At 58.0% G+C, this 21,079-nt stretch carries 21 protein-coding genes and 1 pseudogene; 9 read left to right on the top strand and 13 right to left on the bottom strand.

What is annotated here, in order from left to right:
- The first annotated feature begins 11 nt into the window (after positions 1-11).
- Complete coding sequence (locus msub_RS11335) at positions 12-947, top strand: D-2-hydroxyacid dehydrogenase (RefSeq protein ID WP_048496116.1); 936 nt, start codon at positions 12-14, stop codon at positions 945-947.
- Positions 948-1,086: 139 nt separating this feature from the next.
- Positions 1,087-2,448 (top strand): YihY/virulence factor BrkB family protein, encoded by a 1,362-nt coding sequence (locus tag msub_RS11330; protein ID WP_048496115.1) that lies wholly within the window; start codon positions 1,087-1,089, stop codon positions 2,446-2,448.
- On the opposite strand, the gene msub_RS11325 is transcribed toward msub_RS11330, so the two are convergent.
- From msub_RS11325 to msub_RS21820, 5 genes are all read right to left on the bottom strand, one after another.
- A complete protein-coding gene (locus msub_RS11325; RefSeq protein WP_048496114.1) occupies positions 2,431-3,480 on the bottom strand; it encodes an HDOD domain-containing protein in 1,050 nt (349 codons plus the stop codon). The genes msub_RS11330 and msub_RS11325 overlap by 18 nt on opposite strands.
- A gap of 109 nt (positions 3,481-3,589) precedes the next feature.
- Entirely contained in the window at positions 3,590-4,819 is a 1,230-nt protein-coding gene (locus msub_RS11320) for a DUF445 domain-containing protein (RefSeq protein ID WP_048496113.1), read from the bottom strand.
- A 270-nt stretch (positions 4,820-5,089) separates the two neighbouring features.
- On the bottom strand, positions 5,090-5,824 hold the full coding sequence (locus tag msub_RS11315; protein WP_048496112.1) for a 16S rRNA (uracil(1498)-N(3))-methyltransferase: 735 nt from the start codon (positions 5,822-5,824) through the stop codon (positions 5,090-5,092).
- A 30-nt stretch (positions 5,825-5,854) separates the two neighbouring features.
- Positions 5,855-7,207 carry an adenosylmethionine--8-amino-7-oxononanoate transaminase gene (locus msub_RS11310; RefSeq protein ID WP_048496111.1) on the bottom strand — a complete coding sequence of 451 codons (1,353 nt, stop codon included), beginning with the start codon at positions 7,205-7,207 and terminating at the stop codon, positions 5,855-5,857.
- 112 nt (positions 7,208-7,319) lie between these two features.
- On the bottom strand, positions 7,320-7,736 hold the full coding sequence (locus msub_RS21820) for a type I restriction enzyme endonuclease domain-containing protein (RefSeq protein WP_048496110.1): 417 nt from the start codon (positions 7,734-7,736) through the stop codon (positions 7,320-7,322).
- 42 nt (positions 7,737-7,778) lie between these two features.
- Between msub_RS21820 and msub_RS21130 the strand changes: the two genes are divergently transcribed.
- From msub_RS21130 to msub_RS11275, 7 genes and pseudogenes are all read left to right on the top strand, one after another.
- A complete protein-coding gene (locus msub_RS21130) occupies positions 7,779-8,171 on the top strand; it encodes a type VI secretion system PAAR protein (RefSeq protein WP_082146468.1) in 393 nt (130 codons plus the stop codon).
- Positions 8,172-8,242: 71 nt separating this feature from the next.
- Complete coding sequence (locus msub_RS22180) at positions 8,243-8,593, top strand: hypothetical protein (RefSeq protein ID WP_048496108.1); 351 nt, start codon at positions 8,243-8,245, stop codon at positions 8,591-8,593.
- Positions 8,594-9,292: 699 nt separating this feature from the next.
- Entirely contained in the window at positions 9,293-9,727 is a 435-nt protein-coding gene (locus tag msub_RS11290) for an ABZJ_00895 family protein (protein ID WP_048496107.1), read from the top strand.
- A gap of 199 nt (positions 9,728-9,926) precedes the next feature.
- Positions 9,927-10,235 (top strand): hypothetical protein, encoded by a 309-nt coding sequence (locus tag msub_RS11285; RefSeq protein WP_197083821.1) that lies wholly within the window; start codon positions 9,927-9,929, stop codon positions 10,233-10,235.
- A gap of 150 nt (positions 10,236-10,385) precedes the next feature.
- Positions 10,386-10,490 (top strand): annotated as a pseudogene (locus tag msub_RS22175) (PIN domain-containing protein); the annotation flags it as partial.
- A gap of 234 nt (positions 10,491-10,724) precedes the next feature.
- Positions 10,725-11,657, top strand: a complete 933-nt coding sequence (locus msub_RS11280; protein WP_082146467.1) for a formate/nitrite transporter family protein — start codon at positions 10,725-10,727, stop codon at positions 11,655-11,657.
- A 192-nt stretch (positions 11,658-11,849) separates the two neighbouring features.
- Positions 11,850-12,608 (top strand): substrate-binding periplasmic protein, encoded by a 759-nt coding sequence (locus msub_RS11275; protein WP_197083820.1) that lies wholly within the window; start codon positions 11,850-11,852, stop codon positions 12,606-12,608.
- 175 nt (positions 12,609-12,783) lie between these two features.
- Here the strand turns inward: msub_RS11275 and msub_RS11270 are convergent, their stop codons facing one another.
- The 8 genes from msub_RS11270 to msub_RS11235 all read right to left on the bottom strand — a co-directional run bounded on the left by msub_RS11270 (position 12,784) and on the right by msub_RS11235 (position 20,939).
- Positions 12,784-13,143, bottom strand: a complete 360-nt coding sequence (locus tag msub_RS11270) for a type II toxin-antitoxin system Phd/YefM family antitoxin (protein WP_082146466.1) — start codon at positions 13,141-13,143, stop codon at positions 12,784-12,786.
- A 142-nt stretch (positions 13,144-13,285) separates the two neighbouring features.
- Entirely contained in the window at positions 13,286-14,032 is a 747-nt protein-coding gene (locus msub_RS11265; RefSeq protein ID WP_048496105.1) for an amino acid ABC transporter ATP-binding protein, read from the bottom strand.
- Between the two features lie 13 nt (positions 14,033-14,045).
- Positions 14,046-14,717 carry an amino acid ABC transporter permease gene (locus tag msub_RS11260; RefSeq protein WP_048496104.1) on the bottom strand — a complete coding sequence of 224 codons (672 nt, stop codon included), beginning with the start codon at positions 14,715-14,717 and terminating at the stop codon, positions 14,046-14,048.
- Positions 14,718-14,806: 89 nt separating this feature from the next.
- Positions 14,807-15,565: a transporter substrate-binding domain-containing protein gene (locus msub_RS11255; protein ID WP_048496103.1), complete on the bottom strand. Its 759-nt coding sequence runs from the start codon at positions 15,563-15,565 to the stop codon at positions 14,807-14,809.
- 299 nt (positions 15,566-15,864) lie between these two features.
- Positions 15,865-16,734 carry a methylenetetrahydrofolate reductase [NAD(P)H] gene (gene metF / locus msub_RS11250; protein ID WP_048496102.1) on the bottom strand — a complete coding sequence of 290 codons (870 nt, stop codon included), beginning with the start codon at positions 16,732-16,734 and terminating at the stop codon, positions 15,865-15,867.
- 12 nt (positions 16,735-16,746) lie between these two features.
- Positions 16,747-18,141 carry an adenosylhomocysteinase gene (gene ahcY, locus msub_RS11245; protein WP_048496101.1) on the bottom strand — a complete coding sequence of 465 codons (1,395 nt, stop codon included), beginning with the start codon at positions 18,139-18,141 and terminating at the stop codon, positions 16,747-16,749.
- 456 nt (positions 18,142-18,597) lie between these two features.
- Entirely contained in the window at positions 18,598-19,788 is a 1,191-nt protein-coding gene (metK, locus tag msub_RS11240) for a methionine adenosyltransferase (protein ID WP_048496100.1), read from the bottom strand.
- Between the two features lie 149 nt (positions 19,789-19,937).
- Positions 19,938-20,939 (bottom strand): metalloregulator ArsR/SmtB family transcription factor, encoded by a 1,002-nt coding sequence (locus msub_RS11235; RefSeq protein ID WP_048497077.1) that lies wholly within the window; start codon positions 20,937-20,939, stop codon positions 19,938-19,940.
- Between the last annotated feature and the right edge of the window lie 140 nt (positions 20,940-21,079).

Genomic DNA, 21,079 nt, shown 5'->3' with positions numbered 1-21,079 from the left:
AGGAGAAATGTATGAAAGCGGTGTTCCTTGATGCCAAAACCCTTGGCGATGACGTGGATCTGTCCCCGATTGAGTCGGTAACCGGTGCGCTTGAAAAGCATGACACCACGCCTGCAGAGGCGGTGCTGGATCGCATTCGGGGTTTTGATACGGTTCTCGTTAATAAGGTGGTGCTTGGCCGGGAGCATTTTGAGGCCTGTCCGGAGCTGAAAACCATCGCCGTGGTGGCCACGGGGCTGAATAACATTGACCAGGCCGCCGCAAAGGCGCACGGCATCAAAGTTATGAACGTCACCAACTACGGTCGTTCCACTGTTGCCCAGCACACCATGGCACTGATGCTGGCGTTGGCAACCCGTCTGCTGGATTACAGCCGGGATGTGCAGGCCGGGCGTTGGGGCCGGAGCAAGATGTTCTGCCTGATGGATCATCCGATCATGGAGCTGGAGGGGCGTACGCTTGGAATAGTGGGCTATGGTGATCTGGGCCAGGGGGTGGCGGAACGGGCGGCGGCCTTTGGCATGAAAGTGATGCTGGGCGCCCGGCCGGGGCAGGGGGCGGGAACCGTTGATGGTTACCCCCGGATGCCTCTGGACGAGCTTTTGCCCCGGGTGGATGTGTTGTCACTGCATTGCCTGCTCACCGATGAAACCCGTGATCTGATCGGCGCCCGGGAGCTGAAAATGATGAAGCCGGATTCGTTGCTGATCAACACCAGTCGCGGTGGACTGGTGAACGAACAGGCGCTGGCGGATGCCCTGAGGGCCGGGGAAATCGGTGGTGCGGGATTCGACGTGCTCACCGCGGAGCCACCCCGAAACGGCAACCCCCTGCTGGCGGACGATATTCCCAACCTGATCATTACTCCGCACTCTGCCTGGGCAAGCCGCGAGGCGCGGCAGCGGATTGTGGGTATTACTGCCGCCAATCTCGCATCGGTTACCTGAAAAACGCGATAGTTTCTGGAACCCCTGCCGGTCCTGTTGTGGACGCGGGTGTCGCAATCACTCGCGAATCAGCCATACTTGGTTGAGACTGGATATCTGACTGATAACCTGAATAAAACAAGGAACGACAGGACCTATAGTGGCTTCATTCCAATTGAAAGAACGGCTCCAGGCTGCAGAGAGCTGGATTCTGGCCAACCCCAACCCGCCCCAGAGCTGGCCCTGGACCTGGTTGTACAAGGTAGGCCGTACCGCTTATGCGATGGCCAGGGATGTGTTAAGTGGGCAGTTGACCCTTCATGCCATGAGTCTGGTCTACACCACGCTGCTGAGCGTTGTGCCGCTGTTGGCACTGAGCTTTTCGGTGCTCAAGGCTCTGGGGGTGCACCAGAAAATGGAGCCTTTCCTGTTTCAGTTTTTCCAGCCTTTGGGGGCCGAGGGCGTCGACCTGGCGGAGAAGATTCTCGGATTCGTGGACAACATGAAAGTGGGTGTGCTGGGTTCGGTGGGCCTTGCTCTGCTGGTTTACACGGTGGTTTCCCTGCTGCAGAAGATCGAACGCTCCTTCAACATGATCTGGCGCGTGCCGGATATGCGTTCCATGGCACAGCGCTTCAGCAACTATCTGAGTGTGATCATGGTGGGGCCACTGCTGATGGTCTCGGCGATCGGTATCAGCGCCACTATTTTCTCGTCGACCTTTGTGCAGGCGCTGATTGAGATCGAGCCCTTTGGTTCATTGATTCTGGTCGTCAGCCGCTTCACACCGTTCTTCCTGGTGGTCGGTGCTTTTACCTTTGTTTATATCTTCATGCCCAATACCCGAGTCAAGTTGCGCTATGCCTTTATTGGCGGCCTGATTGCCGGGGTCTCCTGGCAGGCTGCGGGCATGCTGTTTGCCTCCTTTGTGGCCGGGTCCGCCAGATACGCGGCCATTTATTCCAGTTTTGCGATCGGCATTATCCTGCTGATCTGGATCTACCTGAACTGGATGATCCTGCTGCTGGGCGCCAGCCTGGCGTTCTATCTGCAGAATCCCGGATCGGTGGCGAAGCGCCGGGAGGTACAACTGGCCCCGGAATTACAGGAGCGGGTGGGGCTGGCCATCATGTGGATGGTTGCCAAACCGTTCAGTGAGGGCAAACCGGCACCACAGCAGGAAGTAATGGAGCACCATCTGAGAGTGCCGGGAGAGGTTACCCGTGCCCTGAGTGACAAACTCATCAGGGCCGGCCTGCTGTCCCTGGCCGGGAGGCAGGGTGACAAACTGGTGCCCGGGCGGGCGCTGGACCTGATTACCGTAGGCGAGGTTCTGAAGGTCGTGCGCCACGACGAGGACCGGATTGTTGACCGGATTCCGGCAGCGGTGCCGGCAGACCTTCTTGGCACGCAAAGAGCGGATGAGAGCCGGACTTTCGCCGAGCTGTTGCGCGGAACTCGCAGCCTGCCGGAGACGAGCCGCACGCCACCGCCCGAAACGGAATCAGTTCCGGACAGTTGAGCGCCCACCCTCCCGGAGCATGGTCTGCAGTGCCCGGCGGACATTGCTGATCTGTTCTTCGGTCAGCCGGAGAACCTTGGGCAGGGCCTCTTCCGCCAGATTGCGCTGGTTGGCGTGCCGGAGAACTTCCCGGGTACCGATGATCATGCCATCGGTCAGCGGTGTGTGTTTCTGTCTCGGGGCAGGGCGTTCTGCCGCCAGAAGGTAGGCGTGGTACTTGGGCGGCAGATTCCACTCGTTGGCCAGCAATTGGCAGGTGGCCCATTGGTAGCGGGCCAGCGCGTGGCGAATCAGGGCTGGCTCGGGTTCTCCGGTGGTTGTCCGGGACCGACAGATCCGCTGCAACTCCCGCCGGATGGTAATGTAGGCCAGCGAAGGCAGCAGTCCCACCATGAAATGGGCGCTGGTGTCCTCACCATGTATTCTCGCAATCAGTTCCGATGCCCGCGCACAGGTCAGGCCCCAGCGCCAGGCACGCTGGCCGAAGAGCGCTTCCCGGCTGTTCCTGGCGGCCATCATCGGGCGCATTACCGCAGCCGCTATGACATTCCGGATACCATCCACGCCGAGCACAAACACCGCCTGGTCCACCGACTCAATGGCATGATCGCCCGGGCGGAAGTAGGGGCTGTTGGCAATCTGAAGAAGCTGGTCAGTCAGGGAGGGGTCTCCCAGGATGATGTCGGTAAGCCGCTGCCGGTCTGTGGACTCGTCAGACAGTGCCCGCATCAGCATTGGCAGGCTCATTGGCTGCCTGGGGAGCTCGTCCATGCGGTTATTGGACAGACGCTGGTGCAGTTCCTCCAGTATGTCCTCACTGGCGGAGAAGTCGGTTCTCAGAGCGGAAGGTTCGGCATCCAGCAACCAGCAGAACAGGTGTTCCTCAAGCTGCTGGGCGAGCTCCGGGGCCCTGTCCTGGTTATCGCCTGACGGAGTCTCCTGCGACGGATTGAACAATCGCGCCTCCGGGGCGGGTGGTGTGGGCGTTGCGGTAGTGAATAATCCTGAAATCCAGGAGAGAAAACCTGGCATCCGTTGCCTCCGCGTAAAGCCGTCGTGAAAAATGAAACACCGGTACGCGGTGAGTATAGATGTACGACGCACCCTTGCACAGATTAAGCCCGGGAATTAACGCGGGAATTTACAGCAAGGATTCTCCGAACACGAAGACCAGTTGGCAGATACCGGCGGCCAGGCCGAGGAACGCGCCTACCAGGATAAGCTTGATTTCATCTTCCTGGAAGCAGGGCCGGAGCAGATCCTGGAACTCCTCTGAGGAAAGGGCAACCATTCGCTCCACCATGATGGATTCGACCGCCCGGGCCCGGTCTTTCTCGAAGACCGGGTTGTTAAAGGAGGTCCGGGATATTTCGATGGCTTTCTCGCCCACCTGGTTTTTCAGGGTGGCAAAACCGGTGGGGCCAAAGGCTACCTGGGTCAACGCCTTGCCCATGCCGGCGGTTTCGTCCACCAGGGGCTTGATGTGTTTCTTCACCATGTTGCGGGCACGGTCGCCCTTGGGGCCTTCGAGAATGGCGTTGATGATGTTGCCAACGGTTAGAATTTCGTGGGTAACAATGTGGCAGAAGGATTCCGCCACCGCAGGCTGACGCTTCAGAAACAGGCCCTGAATCCGGAAGGGGCCTACTTTTCTGGGGTGTAGCGGGCGGAAGATGACGTTGAGGGCAATCCAGTTGGTGGCCCAGCCCACGAGCAGGCCGAAGAAGGGCAGCACCCACCACATCGGGTAAACATACCAGACAGCCATTTGAACCAGGCCGAACAGGAAACCGAAATAGAGGCCGGAGTTGATGATGAACCGGAACTCGACTTCGCCACATTCGAGGAAAATCCTGTTAAGCAGCCTTTTGTCGCTGGCCAGGCGTTCGATCACCATGCCCTTGATGTCGAGCAGGTCCTCGATGTTGTCAGACACGTCTTCAACGAGGTTGTCCACCAGTTGCGGCGTGGACCGGCGCACCCGGTCGTAAACCATTTTCCGGGCAGAGGCCGGCAGGTTTTCCCAGAAGGTGGGGTATTCCTTCAGCATCATTTCGTCCACGTATTCTTCGATGCGTGGGTCGACCGAGTAGACGATGTGGGTGGCGAGGACTTTCGGATCAATCTGCTGGAAAATTTCCCGTACCGTGCCGATTTTGGCGATGGTGGCGTCAACGCTGATGGCCGCCATTTTTCGGGCTTTTGACGGGATGATGCCCTGCCAGCCAAGGAGCGGTGGTTTGCCGATGAATTCCAGGGGGTAGAAGGTCATCTTGATGGCAAGCCAGTTGGTGCTCCAGCCAATCAGGGCGGCAATCACCGGGATGCTGAGGTATTGCCAGAATTCTTGGGTGCTTAGCAGGCTTGTCATCCTGATACTCGCGTTTATTTTCTGGTATTTGGGAGTTCGCTGTGTTTCGGAGGGGGCTCTCCAAAACACGCTCCTGGCGGCACGTCCCTGTGACGCTTGGGCTCCGCCATCCATGGCTCCGCACAGTTTTGGAGAGCCCCCTCCGAAACCCAGCCCCCGAATGAAGAGTTGTCTTCAACCGCGTGTAAACCGAACAGGATAATGTTGTTCGCCCCCCTGTATGTCAATGACTTGGGTGCCAGCACGAGACGGCGGTACGGTCGGTGAGGGTCAGCCGCCGATATCACCCCAAAGCCACTGGCACAGCGCCATGGCCGCCACCGGAGCGGTTTCGGTGCGCAAAACCCGTGGGCCGAGGGCGACCGGCAGGAAGCCTTTGTCTTCGGCCTGGGCGATTTCCTCGGGGGAAAGGCCGCCTTCGGGGCCGATCATGAGGGCAACGCGTTCGGGAGGAGTGATGGCTTTCAGGGCCTGCTCGGTGCGGTGGTGCAGGACCAGGCGCACCTCGCAATCCCGGGTGTGTTCCAGCCACTCGGTAATGGTCATCACCGGAAGGATTACGGGTACGCGGGCGCGGCCGCATTGTTCGGCGGCGCTGATGGCGACGGATTGCCAGTGGCGCAGGCGTTTGTCTTCCCGGTCACCTTTCAGTTTGACGTCGCAGCGTTCGGTGGTCAGCGGAACGATGCGGGTGACGCCCATTTCCACGGCTTTCTGCACGGCGTAATCCATGCGGTCGCCCTTGGAGAGGGTCTGGCCGAGGACGATTTCCAGGGGGGATTCGGTGGCGTTGGCCTGCGGAGTGCCCACCTGGACTTCCACGTTCTTTTTGCTGGCGCTGGTGATGGTGGCGGGGTAGTCGTTGCCATCGCCGTTGAAAAGCCGCAGTTCCTGCCCCGGCTGCATGCGCAGTACTCGGCCTACGTGCTGGGCGGCGTTGTCATCAAGTGCTGCAGTGCCGCCCTCGTTGAGGGCGGAATCAGTGTAGATGCGGGGTAGGCGCATGGGCGGATCTCTCGGTTTACGGGGCGGTTCTCAGTCCCGAACCGCGATCTCTATGCCTTCTGTTGCAACCTGGGCGAGGTGGCGAATCTGTTCTTCGGTGATCACGTAAGGCGGCATGAAGTAAACCACATTACCCAGGGGGCGAAGCAAGGCCTGGCGCGTCAATGCGTGCTGATAAACCCGGATGCCCCGGCGCTCCTGCCAGGGGAACGGGGTTTTCGAGGCTTTGTCCTTCACCATCTCCACCGCCAGGGTCATGCCGTGCTGGCGGATGTCGCCCACGTTGGGGTGGTCCGCCAGGTGGGCGACCGAGTCGGCCATGCAGGCGGACAGCCGCTTGTTGCTCTCGATGATGTTGTCGTCCCGGAAGATGTCCAGGGTGGCCAGGGCCACGGCGCAGCCGATGGGGTTGCCGGTGTAGCTGTGGCTGTGCAGGAAGGCCTTGAGGGTTTCGTAGTCGTCGTAGAAGGCGTTGTAGACCTCATCGGTGGTTAGCACCACGGACAGCGGCAGGTAGCCGGCGGTCAGCCCTTTGGAGAGACACATGAAATCCGGCGTGATACCCGACTGTTCGCAGGCGAACAGGGTGCCGGTACGGCCGAAGCCGACGGCGATCTCATCGGCAATCAGGTGCACCCCGTAACGGTCGCAGGCGTCCCGCAGTTTGGTGTGGTAGATGGGGTGGTGCATGCGCATACCGCCGGCGCACTGGATCAGTGGTTCCACCACCACGGCACAGATTTCGTCGTGCTTTTCCGCCAGCAGCTTCTCCATGGCCTCGAACTGGCGCAGGGCGTAGACTTCGTCGGTTTCGCCCGGTTCCTTGTTGTAGGCGTCTGGCGAGGGGGCTGTCAGTACTTCCATCAGGAGCGGCTGATAGGTGTCCTTGTAGAGCGAGACATCGCCGAGAGCGAGGGCGCCCAGGGTTTCACCGTGGTAGCTGTTGCTCAGGTTCACGAAGTTTTTCTTGGCCGGTTTGCCCTGGTTCTTCCAGTAGTGGAAGCTCATCTTGAGTGCCGCCTCAATGGCGGAGGAGCCGTTGTCGGCGTAAAACACCTTGTTCAGGCCGGGCGGGGTAACCTCGATCAGCCGTTCGGACAGGTTGACTACCGGCTCATGGGTAAAGCCGGCCAGGATGACATGCTCCAGCTCGCCAATCTGTTTCTGGATGGCGGCGTTGATTCTGGGGTTGGCGTGGCCGAACAGGTTGACCCACCAGGAACTTACGGCGTCGATAAACCGGTTGCCTTCAAAATCTTCCAGCCAGACCCCTTCGCCCCGCTTGATAGGTACCAGCGGCACAGCGCCTTCGTGGTCTTTCATCTGGGTGCAGGGGTGCCATACGGTCTTGAGGCCGCGGGCGACGAGGTCGGCATTGCGCATGATAAATCTCCGTCAGACGGTCAGGTTCTTGATGGTTGGCGGTTAACCTGTGCGGATATTACAGTTAACAGCGGGTGGCCGCCAATCGGTTTCAGGTCGACCTTGCCCGGTATTACTTGAAGTTTTCCGCCTGCTCGAAGATTTCCTTGTAGACCTCGTCCCGGTCGACGGGCGGGTACCCATGCTTTCCCAATAGCAGGATGAGGTCCACTTTCAATTCGGCCTTGATATCCTCCCGCTGGTTCCAGTCGGTGTATTTCACCTTGCGCCAGGTATAAAAGTACTCGTAGGGCGCGAACAGGGAGCCCAGGCGGGAGTTGACCCCATCGCTGATCACGCACAGGGCGTTGTACTTCATCAGTTCCGGAATACCCCGGGCGTAGCGAATGGTCAGCTGCTTCCAGGCATCGTGGATCGTGGCGTTCTCACGGGTGGCGCTTTTGAACTCGAACACCACCAGCGGCAGGCCGTTGATGTAAACACAGCATTTGGCCGGGCGAGCGCTTCCGTATAAACTGCGCCTGTCCACTCACAGAGCCAGGAAGGCTCAACCAAACGCAAAGGAAGCGACATGAGTAAAGCAATCGTCCTGCTCGGAGACCTCGGCTCCGACCACGAAGGTTTTCCGCCCACGCCAGTGATTGCTGGCTCCCCGGATGTACTGATTGACGGCAAGCCCGCTGCCCGCGTGGGCGACCCGCTGGCACCCCACTCCAAACCGAAGCATCCACCCCATCCCCGGACTATCACCGGTGGTTCGGCAACGGTCATGATCAATGGCAAGCCGGCCGCCGTGACCGGTGGCGCTATTTCCTGTGGTGGCGTGACGATTGGGTCGGGGTCTGTGGTGATTGGTGATACTCACACGCCTGCGCCATTTTCGGGAGTATCCCCCGTCACCCCGAAAGCAACAGTATCTTCAGCGACTGCCGGGGAGTCTGTTCAGGCAACGCCAGAGAGGTAAGCACAACTCATCCTGACGCCGACGACAATCGGGATCTGAGTGAGCCCGGATTCCATGTTGTTCACGAACCAATGAGCCGCAACGAGCTGTTGTCTCGGCTTTATGGTGATGCATCTGCGAAACCTGACAATTTTGAGCGTCTGAATCCGGGGCTGGGCAACCGAGTTTTGCCAGGGGAACTGATGACGGTGAATGCCGCAACCGGCATGGGTGCAGGCGCGGCGATGATTGGCCAACAGATCAAGAGCATTAACGCGACACTGAAGGACATTGAGGCGCTGTATCAGAATACCTTCAGAAAACACGGTAGGCTGAACGTTCCGGAATTTTACGAGCAACGCCGGGCGATTGGTTGTGGTATTGGATGCCGGGCTGGCTGGGTACAAGATTTACGAGGCGTGTTCGACTGGGCGAGCGAATGAATGTGAGCAAGTTGGGCTAACCGAGTCTTTGCGATTTGCTGGCTCAGCTGCGGTCGGCACGGCGGGAGCCTTGGTAGCTCCGTTACTCTGCGTGGCAGTAGGCATCGGCACTGCTGGGGTGGGCGGCGTAGCGTGTGGAATCATAGCTGCAGGAGTGGGCAGCGCCATCGGTGGAAAAACAATCGGGGATATGGGAGCGGCCGCGGGAGAAATGATATACGAGGTGCGCAACGGTGAGTGAGGAATGGCGAATCTTCGCAGCGTATGTGGTGGCAGGAGGTATCCTGCTAAGCCTGTTTTTCATCCTTATGATAGTGACCACGGGCTTTCGTTATGCCAAGAAGATAGAACAACGAGTCGCGACACATTCTGGCAGTCTTTCCAGTATCAGCCAGATCTGGTCAGAGGCGCTTGTCGGTCGTCTCGTTTCTGCCACAAGCGAGCATCGACGTTGGGTGACCCAGATGTTCCGCTGCCAAAGTTGTGGCAAACGTGGTGTCTTGTCCCTTTTCTGTCGATGTATGGAACGCTCGCGGTTGTTCTGGTGGCAGGTGTATTAATGCAGTCTGAATGAAACGCTCCTGCTGAAGGCAAACTGCGAGGCTTGCCTGCACCTGCCGCGATGCGAGTGTCCAAGATTTCGAAGTTCTTTAGAACGTGTCAACAACTTCAAAACCGAAAAAGCAAGGAAGCTTAAACATGATTACAAAGACCATCCTCAACTTTACCGGCCTCTACGCAGCCTTCCAGCTCTGCATTATTACGATCGGTGAAGTATTCAACATCGAGATGAATTCCGGCGTGCAGATCGGGGCGATGATCGGTGCCGCCTATGGCGCAATGGCCGCATCGGTTTCGGCGTTTGGCAGGGCGCCGACGCTCCGGGAGAACTGGATAATGTCTGTCTCTGTGAACATCAGTGCGCTGGTCGTCTCGTTCATTTCCCTCATTGCCCTTCTATTCCTTTCAGCCGACGCCCCTGCGATTGGTGATGTCATGCTGGTTGTCTCAGAGCTTCCGCTGGGCATTCTGATGATCGGCTTTGTGGTTGCCATTCTATTGCAGACCCTCGTGTGCTTGCTGATCTTTGGCAAGGTGGCGCGTCGGTATATCACGAAGCTGAATCTGGCTTAGCGAGCGAGAAGGTGTTGCCTGAATCGGTGTCCGGAGGCTTCGTCAAAATAGCCGGCGGCCGGCGGGAGCGTTTGGTGATTCACTTCAATTCTTTGGCGCCACAATTCCGTTTCGAATATTTCACTGCTTTCGGTTATTTCGTTTGTGGCAAGCTTTAATTCAACAAACCTAACTCGGAATTTTTGCGGAGACGAATGCCATGACGGTCCAGAAAGTAGTTCATTTGCCGACTCAGGCAGAGATGGAACAAGCAAAAATATCCAGCCGAACGTTGGCGAAGTATGCAAACGTCGATCGGGTTCAGATGTCCTTGCGGGGAAGCAATGGTGAAACCGACGAGTTGGCGCTGCCGGGCCATGTGATCCAGATTCTTCTGGATGTGCTCTCGGAGATGTCTCGGGGGAACGCCATCAGTCTGATACCCCATCATCAGGAATTGAGCACGCAGGAGGCTGCCAATGTGCTTAACGTTAGCCGCCCTTATCTCATCGGCCTGCTCGAAAAGTGAGACATCCCGTTCCGCAAGGTCGGTGTTCACAGGCGGGTCTTGCTGACCGATGTGCTCACCTACAAAGAGAGTATCGACCGACAGAGACGTGAAACGCTGGCAGAGTTGACCGCGTTCTCCCAGGATGAGGGCATGGCATACTGAGCGCCAATGAGCAAATTTACCGTGGTTTACGATGCCTGCGTTCTCTATCCCGCGCCTTTGCGAGACACGTTAATGCGGCCGGCACTCACGAATCTGTTCAAAGCTCGTTATTGAATACAATCACCGTTCCGTAACGACAACGAGGCGATCCGGGTGATTAAACCCCTGTTCCTGGGGCAGACCGATTCCACGGCCATCATCGAACATGGCGGTAAATGTGGAAAAATAAATCTGTCCCGGTTTTCGATTAAAGCATCTAAGCTATCATAGATACCAAAGACAACTTTCCGGCGGTTTCAATCTTGCAACAACACACGCGTTTCTGGATGGCTAAAGGACAGCTGAATGAGTGACGGGGAAGCCAATCGGGATACCACCTCCGAAAAGAAAGCCAAGGAGGTTGCGGACGAGCAAGAGTCTCGCGCCAAGGTCCAGGATCGCGAATCCCGCGAACAGACACCGACCTCGAGCGAAAAGTCACTGACTCCGAAGGAACGTGAGACCGTAGCCGAACATCGCAATCTATCGTCGCTGACGGTCTACTCCATCATCCTGCGCGAGGGCGAAGAGGAGCTAAAGCGCCCTAAAATTTCGCTCTGGTGGTCCGGTGTGGCAGCGGGGCTGGGGATTTCGACCTCGGTCCTCGTCGAGGGAATTATCCGCTCCAATCTGGGCTCAGATCACCCCTACCTGACGTTGATCGAAAGCCTGGGCTACTCGTTCGGGTTTGTCCTCGTGATCCTGTGCCGGCTTCAACTGTTCACCGAGAACACCATCACCGTCGTGCTGCCGGTTCTGGCCCAGCCGACGCGTAACCGGTTCTATTGTACCGCCCGCCTTTGGGGAATTGTGCTAGTGGCCAATCTGTGTGGCACGTTTATTACCGCCGCCATCGGCGTCCACGGAGGCATCCTTCCCGCCGACATCCTCGCGGCGATGGTGGAGATGTCGCGCCACCTGGCAACGCTGACTCCGGCCGAGACACTTTTGCGCGGCATTCCATCAGGCTTTTTCATAGCGGCTATTGTGTGGATGCTGCCTTCGGCGAAGAGATCCGAAGTGCTGGTTATCGTCATGTTTACCTGGCTGATTGCGGCGGGTGACTTTACCCATGTGATTGCCGGGTCAAACGAGATCTTCACTCTGGTGCTCAGTGGGGAAATGAGTTTCTTCAACGCCCTGATCTATCATATTTCGCCGGTACTCATCGGCAACATTATCGGCGGTACCGGCCTGTTCGCGATGCTGGCCTACGGCCAGGTTCATGAAGAAATGTGATGCCTCAAGAAACTGGTGGCCTGTAAGATCAGAAGGAGTCGTCGAGTTCTTCTGAATTACGATCCTGCCAAGAGGATCAATGCTATCGTTTGATCAATAGGAGCAGGGCAGGGTGCAAAAAAAATGTTAACGGTCTTTTTTCTTTCTGGTTGGCGGCTGGGCGGCCCTGTCTCGCGAGCAAGGCGGCTTGTTGTGTCGCTGGCGCTTTTGCTCTCTTTGGCGTTCCCTGTTGCCGGTCGCGAGCTCTTGTTGGTAGGCCCACCCTGGCCACCTTATCTGGACGATACTGACTCCCACAAAGGCTTTGCCACCGAGATTGTGGAAGCGGCCCTGAAAGCGTCAGGCTATGACAATATTACGGTACGACTCCAGCCTTGGCGACGGGTCATGTGGAACGCCCGTAACCAGGCAGCAGACGGCTTGGTCGGCATATGGCATACAAAGGAGCGTGAAGCACTGGTAGCATTCAGCCAGCCCTACTTTCTCAGCCCGATCGTCGCTCTTTTACCTGCAGGAACCGATCTGGCCCCCCGGCACGTCAACGATCTTGCCGGGCTAAGGATTGCTTATCGGGAGGGGGCGCGCTTCGGGGCCGGTTTCGATCAGGCCGATACCCTGAATAAACTGCCTGTCGGCACAATTTCAAACGTCGTTCAAATGGTCGCCAAGGGCCGGGTCGATGCGGGTATTGAAGACAAGCTGGTCGCCAAGGCCTTTGTCGAGGCCAACCCCACCGTGAAGAGTAAGGTTCGCTTGTCAGCCCCGCTGCTCATGCAGCCCCTGTACTTCGGCGTGGTAAGAGGCAAACCCCACAGCGAAGAGCTGCTGGAACACTTCAATCGGGGACTCAATATAATCCGGCTCAATGGGGAGTATGGGCAAATACTGCGGGCTTATGGCCTGAGTGACGCTCTGGCACCCTCGCAGGTTCCGGAACGGTATTCAGAGTGAGGGGCAGCCCTGTTGAAAACCTGAGAAATAGTCCCGGTTTTGCTCAAACGTTGTCCAGTCAGGCACAACTCCATGTATTGTCATTAAGAATTCCCTTTCATTTCTACATCTTCAATCGTGGTAGCGTAAGCGCATACTTGTAGGAAATGCAGCGGCTTGTGGTTATTGAATACAATCACCGCTTCCGTAACGACAACAAGGCCTGTTTCAGGAGCTGATCCGACCCCGTGAAACCAGCTCCGCAAGCGGCTTCCTTGTCGCCTATCAGTTTCATCATTTCCTCGAACAGTTCCGCGCCGAGCACATAGCCTGCGGGCTTGTTGTGGCTCAGAACGGCAATGGGCTGATCGCCAAAATGCTGCGCAGGATTGTTGCGTAACGCAGAGATGCTTACGGATTTCTCCGCCAGTTTGCTCACATCGATGCCCAGGCGGGAGAAGTAGTTGTCCGGCAGGGCGCCGCGCAGTTTGTCGGCGGTGTCCCAGAGGGTCTGTTCGAAGCTTTTGTTGGTTTTCTTGCAGGGGGCTTTGGCCATGGGGGTTACTGCATTCTTGTCCGGCCATGCGTTTGCACATCGCCGGTGGGTTAATCGGTTTTGTGGGGCGTTGTTGCGATTTGGTGGCGGGCATTCAAGAAAAAAGCCCCCGCAAGCGGAGGCTTTGTGGAACTGGCCTGGTTCAGTGCGCCAGCACCCGTGAAAGGAACGCCTGGGTGCGTTCATTCTGCGGGTTGTCGAACACATCGTCCGGTTTGCCCTGTTCAACGATCTGACCTTCGTGAATGTAGATCACGCGGTCGGCCACTTCCCGGGCGAAGCCCATCTCGTGGGTCACGACCATCATGGTCATCCCTTCTTTGGCCAGTTCGCGCATGACGTCCAGCACTTCGCCGATCATTTCCGGGTCGAGCGCTGAGGTGGGTTCGTCGAACAGCATCAGCCGGGGTTCCATGGCCAGGGCCCGGGCGATGGCGACCCGCTGTTGCTGGCCGCCGGACAGGTGGCTGGGGTATTTGTCGGCCTGGCTGGCAATGCCTACCCGGTTGAGCAGCCGCTCCGCGGTGGCGTTGGCGATGGTTTCCGACGCATCCTTGACCTTCCGCGGCGCCAGCATGATGTTCTTTTTCACCGTCAGGTGCGGGAACAGGTTGAACTGCTGGAACACCATGCCCACTTCCTTGCGGATATCGGCCAGGGATTTCGGGTTGCCGCTCTTGGGGGCCAGCGGATGGCCATCCACTTCCAGTTGACCGGATTCGAATTCCTCCAGGCCATTCACGCAGCGGATCAGGGTGGACTTGCCGGAGCCACTGGCGCCGATAATCACCACAACCTCGCCCTTGGCAACGGTCAGGTCTATATCTTTCAGGACATGCAGCTTACCAAAGTACTTGTTCATGCCCTTCATTTTGACGATATCAGTCATGAGTCGCTTTCCTTCAGACGGAGACCAGTCCACGCCGCTCGATGAAGCGGAGAATCAGGGACAGTGAAAGGGTGATCGCGAGATACAGGAGCGCAACCATGAAGTACACCTCGAACGCCTGGAAGGTGGTTGCTATGTAGATCTGGCCCTGGCGAACCAGTTCGCCCACGCCAATCACCGAGAACAGGGAGGTGTCCTTGATGCTGACAATGGCCTGGTTACCGAGGGGCGGAACCATGCGCCGGAAAGCCTGGGGCCAGACGACCGACCAGAAGGTCTGGGTGCGTGACAGGCCGAGGGAGAGGCCCGCTTCGGTCTGGCCCTTGTCGATGGATTGAACGCCCCCGCGGACCACTTCCGAGATATAGGCGCCGGAATTCAATGCGATCGCTGCAATACCCGCGGTTAACGGGTTAATGGGAGTGCCGATCAGGTCGGGCAGACCGTAGAAGATAAACAGCACCTGAACGAGAATGGGCGTACCACGGAAAATTTCGATGTACGCGGTCGCCGGCCACTTCAGGAACCAATATTTGTTGATACTCAGCAAGCCGAAGAAGATGCCCAGGATAAAGCCAATGAGCAGGCCGCCAAACGAAATCATCAGGGTGTAGGGGATCCCCTCAATCAGAATGGGGATCGAATTTAAGGCTGCTTGCCAGCTGAACTGAAACTGGGATTCCACTGTAAGTGTCTCCACAGGATGATGAGGTCAGAAAAGCCGGGGCTCAGAGGCCCCGGCGCCGGGAGTGGTAAGTAGGTGCTTCTCAGCTCTTACATGTCATCCGGCATGGCGCCGAACCACTCTTCGTAGATCTTTTTGTAGGTGCCGTCTTCCTTCATCGAGGCCAGGGCAGTGTTCACCTCGTCTACCCATTCGCTGCCCTCAACCAGGGCGATGCCATATTGCTGACCTTCGTACAGGGGGCCAACAGTTTTCACCTTGCCTTCACCCTTGGTGCGGGCAAAGTAGCCCACGTTCGGCGCATCGTAGAAGACCGCGTCGACGGCGCCCGACATCAGCGCCATGTACATGTCGGCACTGCCCGGGTAGGGGGTAACACCGTCATCGGCTTCGAGGTTCTTCATGAGGTAGTCGTAGCTGGTGCTGCCGATCTTGGTGCCGATCTTTTTGCCTTCCAGATCATCGAATTCCTTGACCTCATCGTTACTTTCGCGCACCAGAAGACGCAGACCGGAATCGTAGTACGGATTGGAGAAATCAACGATTTCCTCGCGCTCGTCGGTGATGGTGATGCCGGCGATGGCGATGTCGACACTACCGGATTGCAGTGCCGGGATGATGCCGTTGAAATCCATGGTGTTCAGATCGATTTCAAAGCCGGCACGGTCTGCCACTTCGCGGATGATCTCCATATCAAACCCGATCATCTTGCCGGTTTCCGCGTCCATCATTTCAAACGGAACGAAACTCGGGTCAGTGACCACCTTGAGGGTTTCTGCGCTGGCGGTACCTGCTGCCACGGTCAGGGCCAGGGTGGCACCTACTGTTTTCAGCCATTTCGTGCTCATGCTTTCTCCTTTTTCTTTCTTGTGAGGCTCCATTTGCCCGGTAAGGCAGACCGGACCAACCGCGGCTGTTGACTGCGATCTCCGGGGAGCGTGGATGGAACTGCATCACATACACTTTAGACTATTACGCAGATGCACACAGAAAATCAAATGCTTGGCGCGGAGGTTTGACCGGAGGGGGATGAAAAAGGGGTCAGATGAAGGCGTTCATCTGACCCCGGGGTTCACTCGCAGCTGTAGAGGAATATTTGTAGGTCGGATTAGGCCCACAGGGCCGTAATCCGACACCACTAGATTTATCAGAAAGCGATCTTTTCCCGCTCACTGATGCCCAGGTTCTTCCAGATGCTGATGCTGGGTTCTGCCTGGTTGAGGGTGTAGAAATGCAAGCCCGGCGCACCGGCCTTCAGGAGCTTTTCACACATGTCGGTTACCACTTCCTCACCGAACTTGCGGATGGATTCGCTGTCGTCGCCGTAGGCTTCGAGCTGCTTGCGAATCCAGCGCGGGATTTCCGCACCGCACATGTCGGAGAAGCGCACCAGGCTGGAGAAGTTGACGATGGGCATGATGCCCGGCACCACCGGAATGGTGACGCCCATCTTCTCCAGACGGTCAATGAAATAGAAGTAGCTGTCTGCATTGAAGAAGTACTGGGTAATGGCACTGTTGGCGCCGGCCTTCACCTTGCGGGCAAAGTTCTGCAGATCTTCCTCGGCATTGCGGGCCTGAGGATGAAACTCAGGGTAGGCTGCCACTTCCAGGTTGAAATGGTCGCCGCTGTGCTCGCGGATAAACTCCACCAGCTCATTGGCGTAGCGCAGCTCGCCCGCCGCACCCATACCGGAGGGCATGTCGCCCCGAAGGGCGACAATCCGGTTGATCCCGTTTTCTTTGTACACATCCAGCAGCTCGCTGATTCCCTCGCGGGTGCCCCCGACGCAGGACAGGTGCGGTGCCGTGGAAATGCCCTGCTGGTGCAGGTTGAGCACGGTCTCAATGGTGCGGTCCCGGGTGGAACCACCGGCCCCGAAGGTGACGGAGAAAAAGTCCGGATTCACCTCGGCCAGCCGGTTGCGCACGTTCTGCAGCTTTTCCTTGCCCTGGTCGGTCTTGGGCGGGAAAAACTCAAAGCTGAAACGGCGCCTGAACTGTTTCTGGGATTGCATCTTGATACCCGATCAGTACTTGTAGCTTTCCGGCTTGTACGGGCCTTCGACCGGTACGCCGATGTATTTGGCCTGCTCCGGGGTCATTTTGGTGATCACGCCACCAAAACCTTCCACCATGGCCCGAGCCACTTCCTCGTCCAGGTGCTTGGGCAGAACCTGTACATACACACCTTTTTGCCGCGCGTCTTCCGGCAGGTCGGCGAACTTGCGCTCGAACAGGTACATTTGTGCCAGCACCTGGTTGGCAAAGGAGCCGTCCATGATCCGTGACGGGTGACCGGTAGCGTTGCCCAGGTTCACCAGACGGCCTTCGGAGAGCAGAATCAGGTGGTCGTTGGTGGCCTTGTCGCGGTACACAATATGAACCTGCGGCTTCACCTCGTCCCATTCCCAGTTCTTGCGCATGAACGCGGTATCGATCTCGTTATCGAAGTGGCCGATGTTGCACACCACGGCGCCAGGCTTCAGCGCCTTGAGCATGTGGGCGTCGCACACATTCATGTTGCCGGTGGTGGTCACCAGAATGTCGGTGTTCTGCAGCAGGGCCCGGTTAACGCCAGCCTCGGTGCCGGTGTTCACGCCGTCAATGTATGGAGACACCACTTCGAATCCGTCCATGCAGGCCTGCATGGCGCAGATCGGGTCAGCTTCGGTGACTTTCACGATCATGCCTTCCTGGCGCAGGGAAGCAGCGGAGCCTTTGCCCACATCGCCGTAGCCAATGACCAGTGCTTTCTTGCCAGAAAGCAGGTGGTCGGTGGCGCGCTTGATGGCGTCGTTCAGGCTGTGGCGACAACCGTACTTGTTGTCGTTCTTGGACTTGGTGACCGCATCGTTCACGTTGATGGCCGGCACCTTGAGAGTGCCTTCACGCAGCATTTCCTGCAGGCGGTGCACGCCGGTGGTGGTTTCCTCTGTCACGCCGTGGCAGTTGGCCAGGATTTCCGGGTACTTTTCATGGAGCAGAGCGGTCAGGTCACCGCCGTCGTCCAGGATCATGTTCGGTGCCCAGCCGTCGACGTCGGCGCCCACGGTGCGCTCCAGGCACCAGTCGTACTCTTCATCGGTCTCGCCTTTCCACGCAAACACAGGAATGCCTTGTGCCGCGATGGCAGCTGCGGCCTGATCCTGGGTGGAGAAGATGTTGCACGAGGACCAACGCACGTTGGCACCCAGTTCTACCAGGGTTTCGATCAGCACGGCAGTCTGGATGGTCATGTGGATACAGCCCATGATGTTGGCGCCTTTCAGCGGCTGCTCGGTCTTGTACTTCTCGCGGAGCTTCATCAGGGCGGGCATTTCGCCCTCTGCAATGTTGATTTCCTTCCGCCCCCAGCCGGCCAGGGAGATATCGCGGACTTTGTAGTCGTCAAAATTGTTCAGTTTCTCTGCCGGAGTGCTCATTTGGTGTTCTCCTGTCAGTGTTTTTCGGCCTCGGAGTTTGGTATCCGGTACCGCTAATTCGGTGTTATCGGAGGTGGGGGACTGCCCCGCGGAACCGCTACGAGCACATCCATGTGCGCTTGTCGAAGGCCATCCATGGCCTTCGGCATTCCGCGGGGCAGTCCCCCACCTCCTTGTTCAAACCTTTGGCGTATGCCGTCATGGATACGCCGTTAAATCTTCTGTGGCTCTCTGACTCTTTGAGAGAGGGACGCTTTTATTCCGATAAGCCCGCACCAGACGTCGGGAGCGGTGGTGAGGTAGGTACTTCAGGGACTATCTTCGGCCATGGATGGCCGAAGCTAAGCGCCCATGGATGGCTCGAGCGTGTCCCTGAAGGACCTACCTCAGCGCCGCCACCCCCACAAGGTGGCGGGCTGAATCAAAGCGGGCCTGACTCCAATGTCAGAACCCTACTCAAATACCAGCGGCATCCTTCAGAGCCGCCGCCCGATCAGTCTTCTCCCATGGGAACGCGGTGAAGGTCTTGCCACCGACGGTCATCTCATAAGGCTCACGGCCGAAGTGGCCGTAGGCTGCGGTGGCCCGGTACATCGGGTGCAGCAGGTCGAGCATGTTGGTGATCGCGTACGGCCGCAGATCGAAGTGCTGGCGCACCAGCTCGATGATCTTGTCATCGCTGATCTTGCCGGTGCCGAAGGTGTTCAGGGAGATCGAGGTTGGCTGCGCCACGCCAATGGCGTAGGACACCTGGATCTCGCACTTGTCGGCCAGACCGGCGGCGACAATGTTCTTGGCCACGTAACGGCCGGCGTAGGCGGCGGAGCGGTCAACCTTGGACGGATCCTTGCCGGAGAACGCGCCGCCACCATGGCGCGCCATGCCGCCGTAGGTGTCGACGATGATCTTGCGGCCGGTCAGACCACAGTCGCCCACCGGGCCACCGATCACGAACTTGCCGGTCGGGTTGATGTGGAACTGGGTATCCTTGTGCAGCAGCTCTGCCGGCAGCGCGTGCTTGACGATCAGTTCCATCACCGCTTCTTTCAGGTCTTCCTGGGTCACGTCTTCGTCGTGCTGGGTCGACAGAACCACGGCGTCGATACCGGCAACCCGGCCGTTCTCGTAGCGGCAGGTGACCTGGCTTTTCGCGTCCGGGCGCAGCCAGGGCAGCAGGCCGCTCTTGCGGGCTTCCGCCTGGCGCTGAACCAGACGGTGGGAGAAGGTAATCGGCGCCGGCATCAGCACGTCGGTTTCGTTGCTGGCATAGCCGAACATCAGGCCCTGGTCCCCGGCACCCTGGTCTTCCGGCTTCTGGCGGTCAACGCCCTGGGCGATGTCGACGGACTGCTTGCCGATGATGTTGATCACACCGCAGGTGTCGCCATCGAAGCCCACGGTGGATGAGGTATAGCCGATGTCCTTGATCACACCGCGAACCAGGTCTTCCAGGTCGACCCAGGCGCTGGTGGTGATCTCTCCGCCGACAATGGCCACACCGGTTTTCACCATGGTTTCACAGGCAACCCGGGCGTGGGGGTCTTCCGCCAGGATGGCATCCAGGACAGCATCAGAGATCTGGTCAGCCAGTTTGTCCGGGTGGCCTTCAGAGACCGATTCGGAGGTGAAGATGTTGTAGTCAGACATAAAGCGTGCTCCTCTGTGAGCGTTTCAAATTCAGACCGGTAAGTGATGTTCTTAAAGTGCCTTCCAGTCACCGGATTGTTGGTTAGTGTAAGAATACGTAAAACTACGTATCCGTATATCAAAATTTGTTGATATTGAGACGGTCAGCATCAAATCTGCCCGCTGTCCTTCCAGAATTCCCGAACCTGAATCTGGAAGCCGTTGCGCAGGCCGATAAACAGCTGCTCTCCGGCCTTCAGGCCCGCATCGGAGGCCCAGGCGGTCAGTTCTTCCGGCTCAAAGCCGAGCCACAGGTCGCCGCAGTTCTCCTTGGTCCAGTCCTGGTCGTGGCTGCACAGGTCACTGATGACCAGGCAGCCGCCGTTGTTCATCAGCGCCGCCGCATCCAGGAAAATGTCGGCCGGGCTGGGTACGTGGTGCAGCACCATGTTGGCAACCACCAGGTCAAAGGCATCGCCCCGGGCGAGCAGCGTATCGGTGACGCCCTCGATCAGATCGATGTTGTTCAGCCGTTCGTCGATACAGGTGCGGGTGGCCTTGGCCAACATGTCCCGGCTGTTATCCAGGGCCACAACGTGCTCGCACAATCCTGACAGCACCGGCAGAAACGCACCCTCGCCGGGACCGATTTCCAGGGCCGTCTGCCACTGGTGTTTCCGTGACCGCTTGCGGATCAGCTCTGCGACCGGCTCGGCGTATAGCTCAAAGGCGGCAATCAGTTCCTGCTGCTCCCGGAACTGCTCTGAGTGCCGGGAGAAAAACGCCTGGGACTGGTCGGCTCGCTGGTTGCGGATGGCTTCAATCTTTTCCTGCAACTGCGTTGGCAGGGGCACCCGGTCAACCGCTTCGAAAATCTGCCGGATGGTCTGGTCCGTGGGCTTGTCGCTGTCCAGGTGCAGGGGGCGGCGATAGAAAATTGCATTGCCCTCTCGCTGGGGCTCAAGCAAGCCGGCCTTGTTCATCACTTTCAGGTGGTGGCTCATGCCCGACTGGCGCATATCAAACAGTTGGCTGAGTTCAAGCACCCCAAAAGTATCCCGCCTCAGCACCCGCAGGATCTCCAGGCGCAGGGGGTCTCCGCTCGCCTTGAAGATCGGAGCCAGTGCGTCCACGGAGGCCAGGTTGTTTGCGTGTGCGTTCAGAGATGTCATGGAGGAGGAGTTTAAGTGGCTTTGGGTGGTCAATCAATAGCCATATCAAAAAACTTTGATATAGATTTCCTGTTCTTTGAAATCGGTCCGTTTCGGCAACCGTCAGGCAAACAATCGTGAAAGAGTCGCATGCCGATTTG

The sequence above is a fragment of the Marinobacter subterrani genome, from assembly GCF_001045555.1.
Classification (GTDB): domain Bacteria; phylum Pseudomonadota; class Gammaproteobacteria; order Pseudomonadales; family Oleiphilaceae; genus Marinobacter; species Marinobacter subterrani.
The sequence above is the reverse complement of the archived record's forward strand: the minus strand, read 5'-3'. Positions and strand labels throughout refer to the sequence as shown.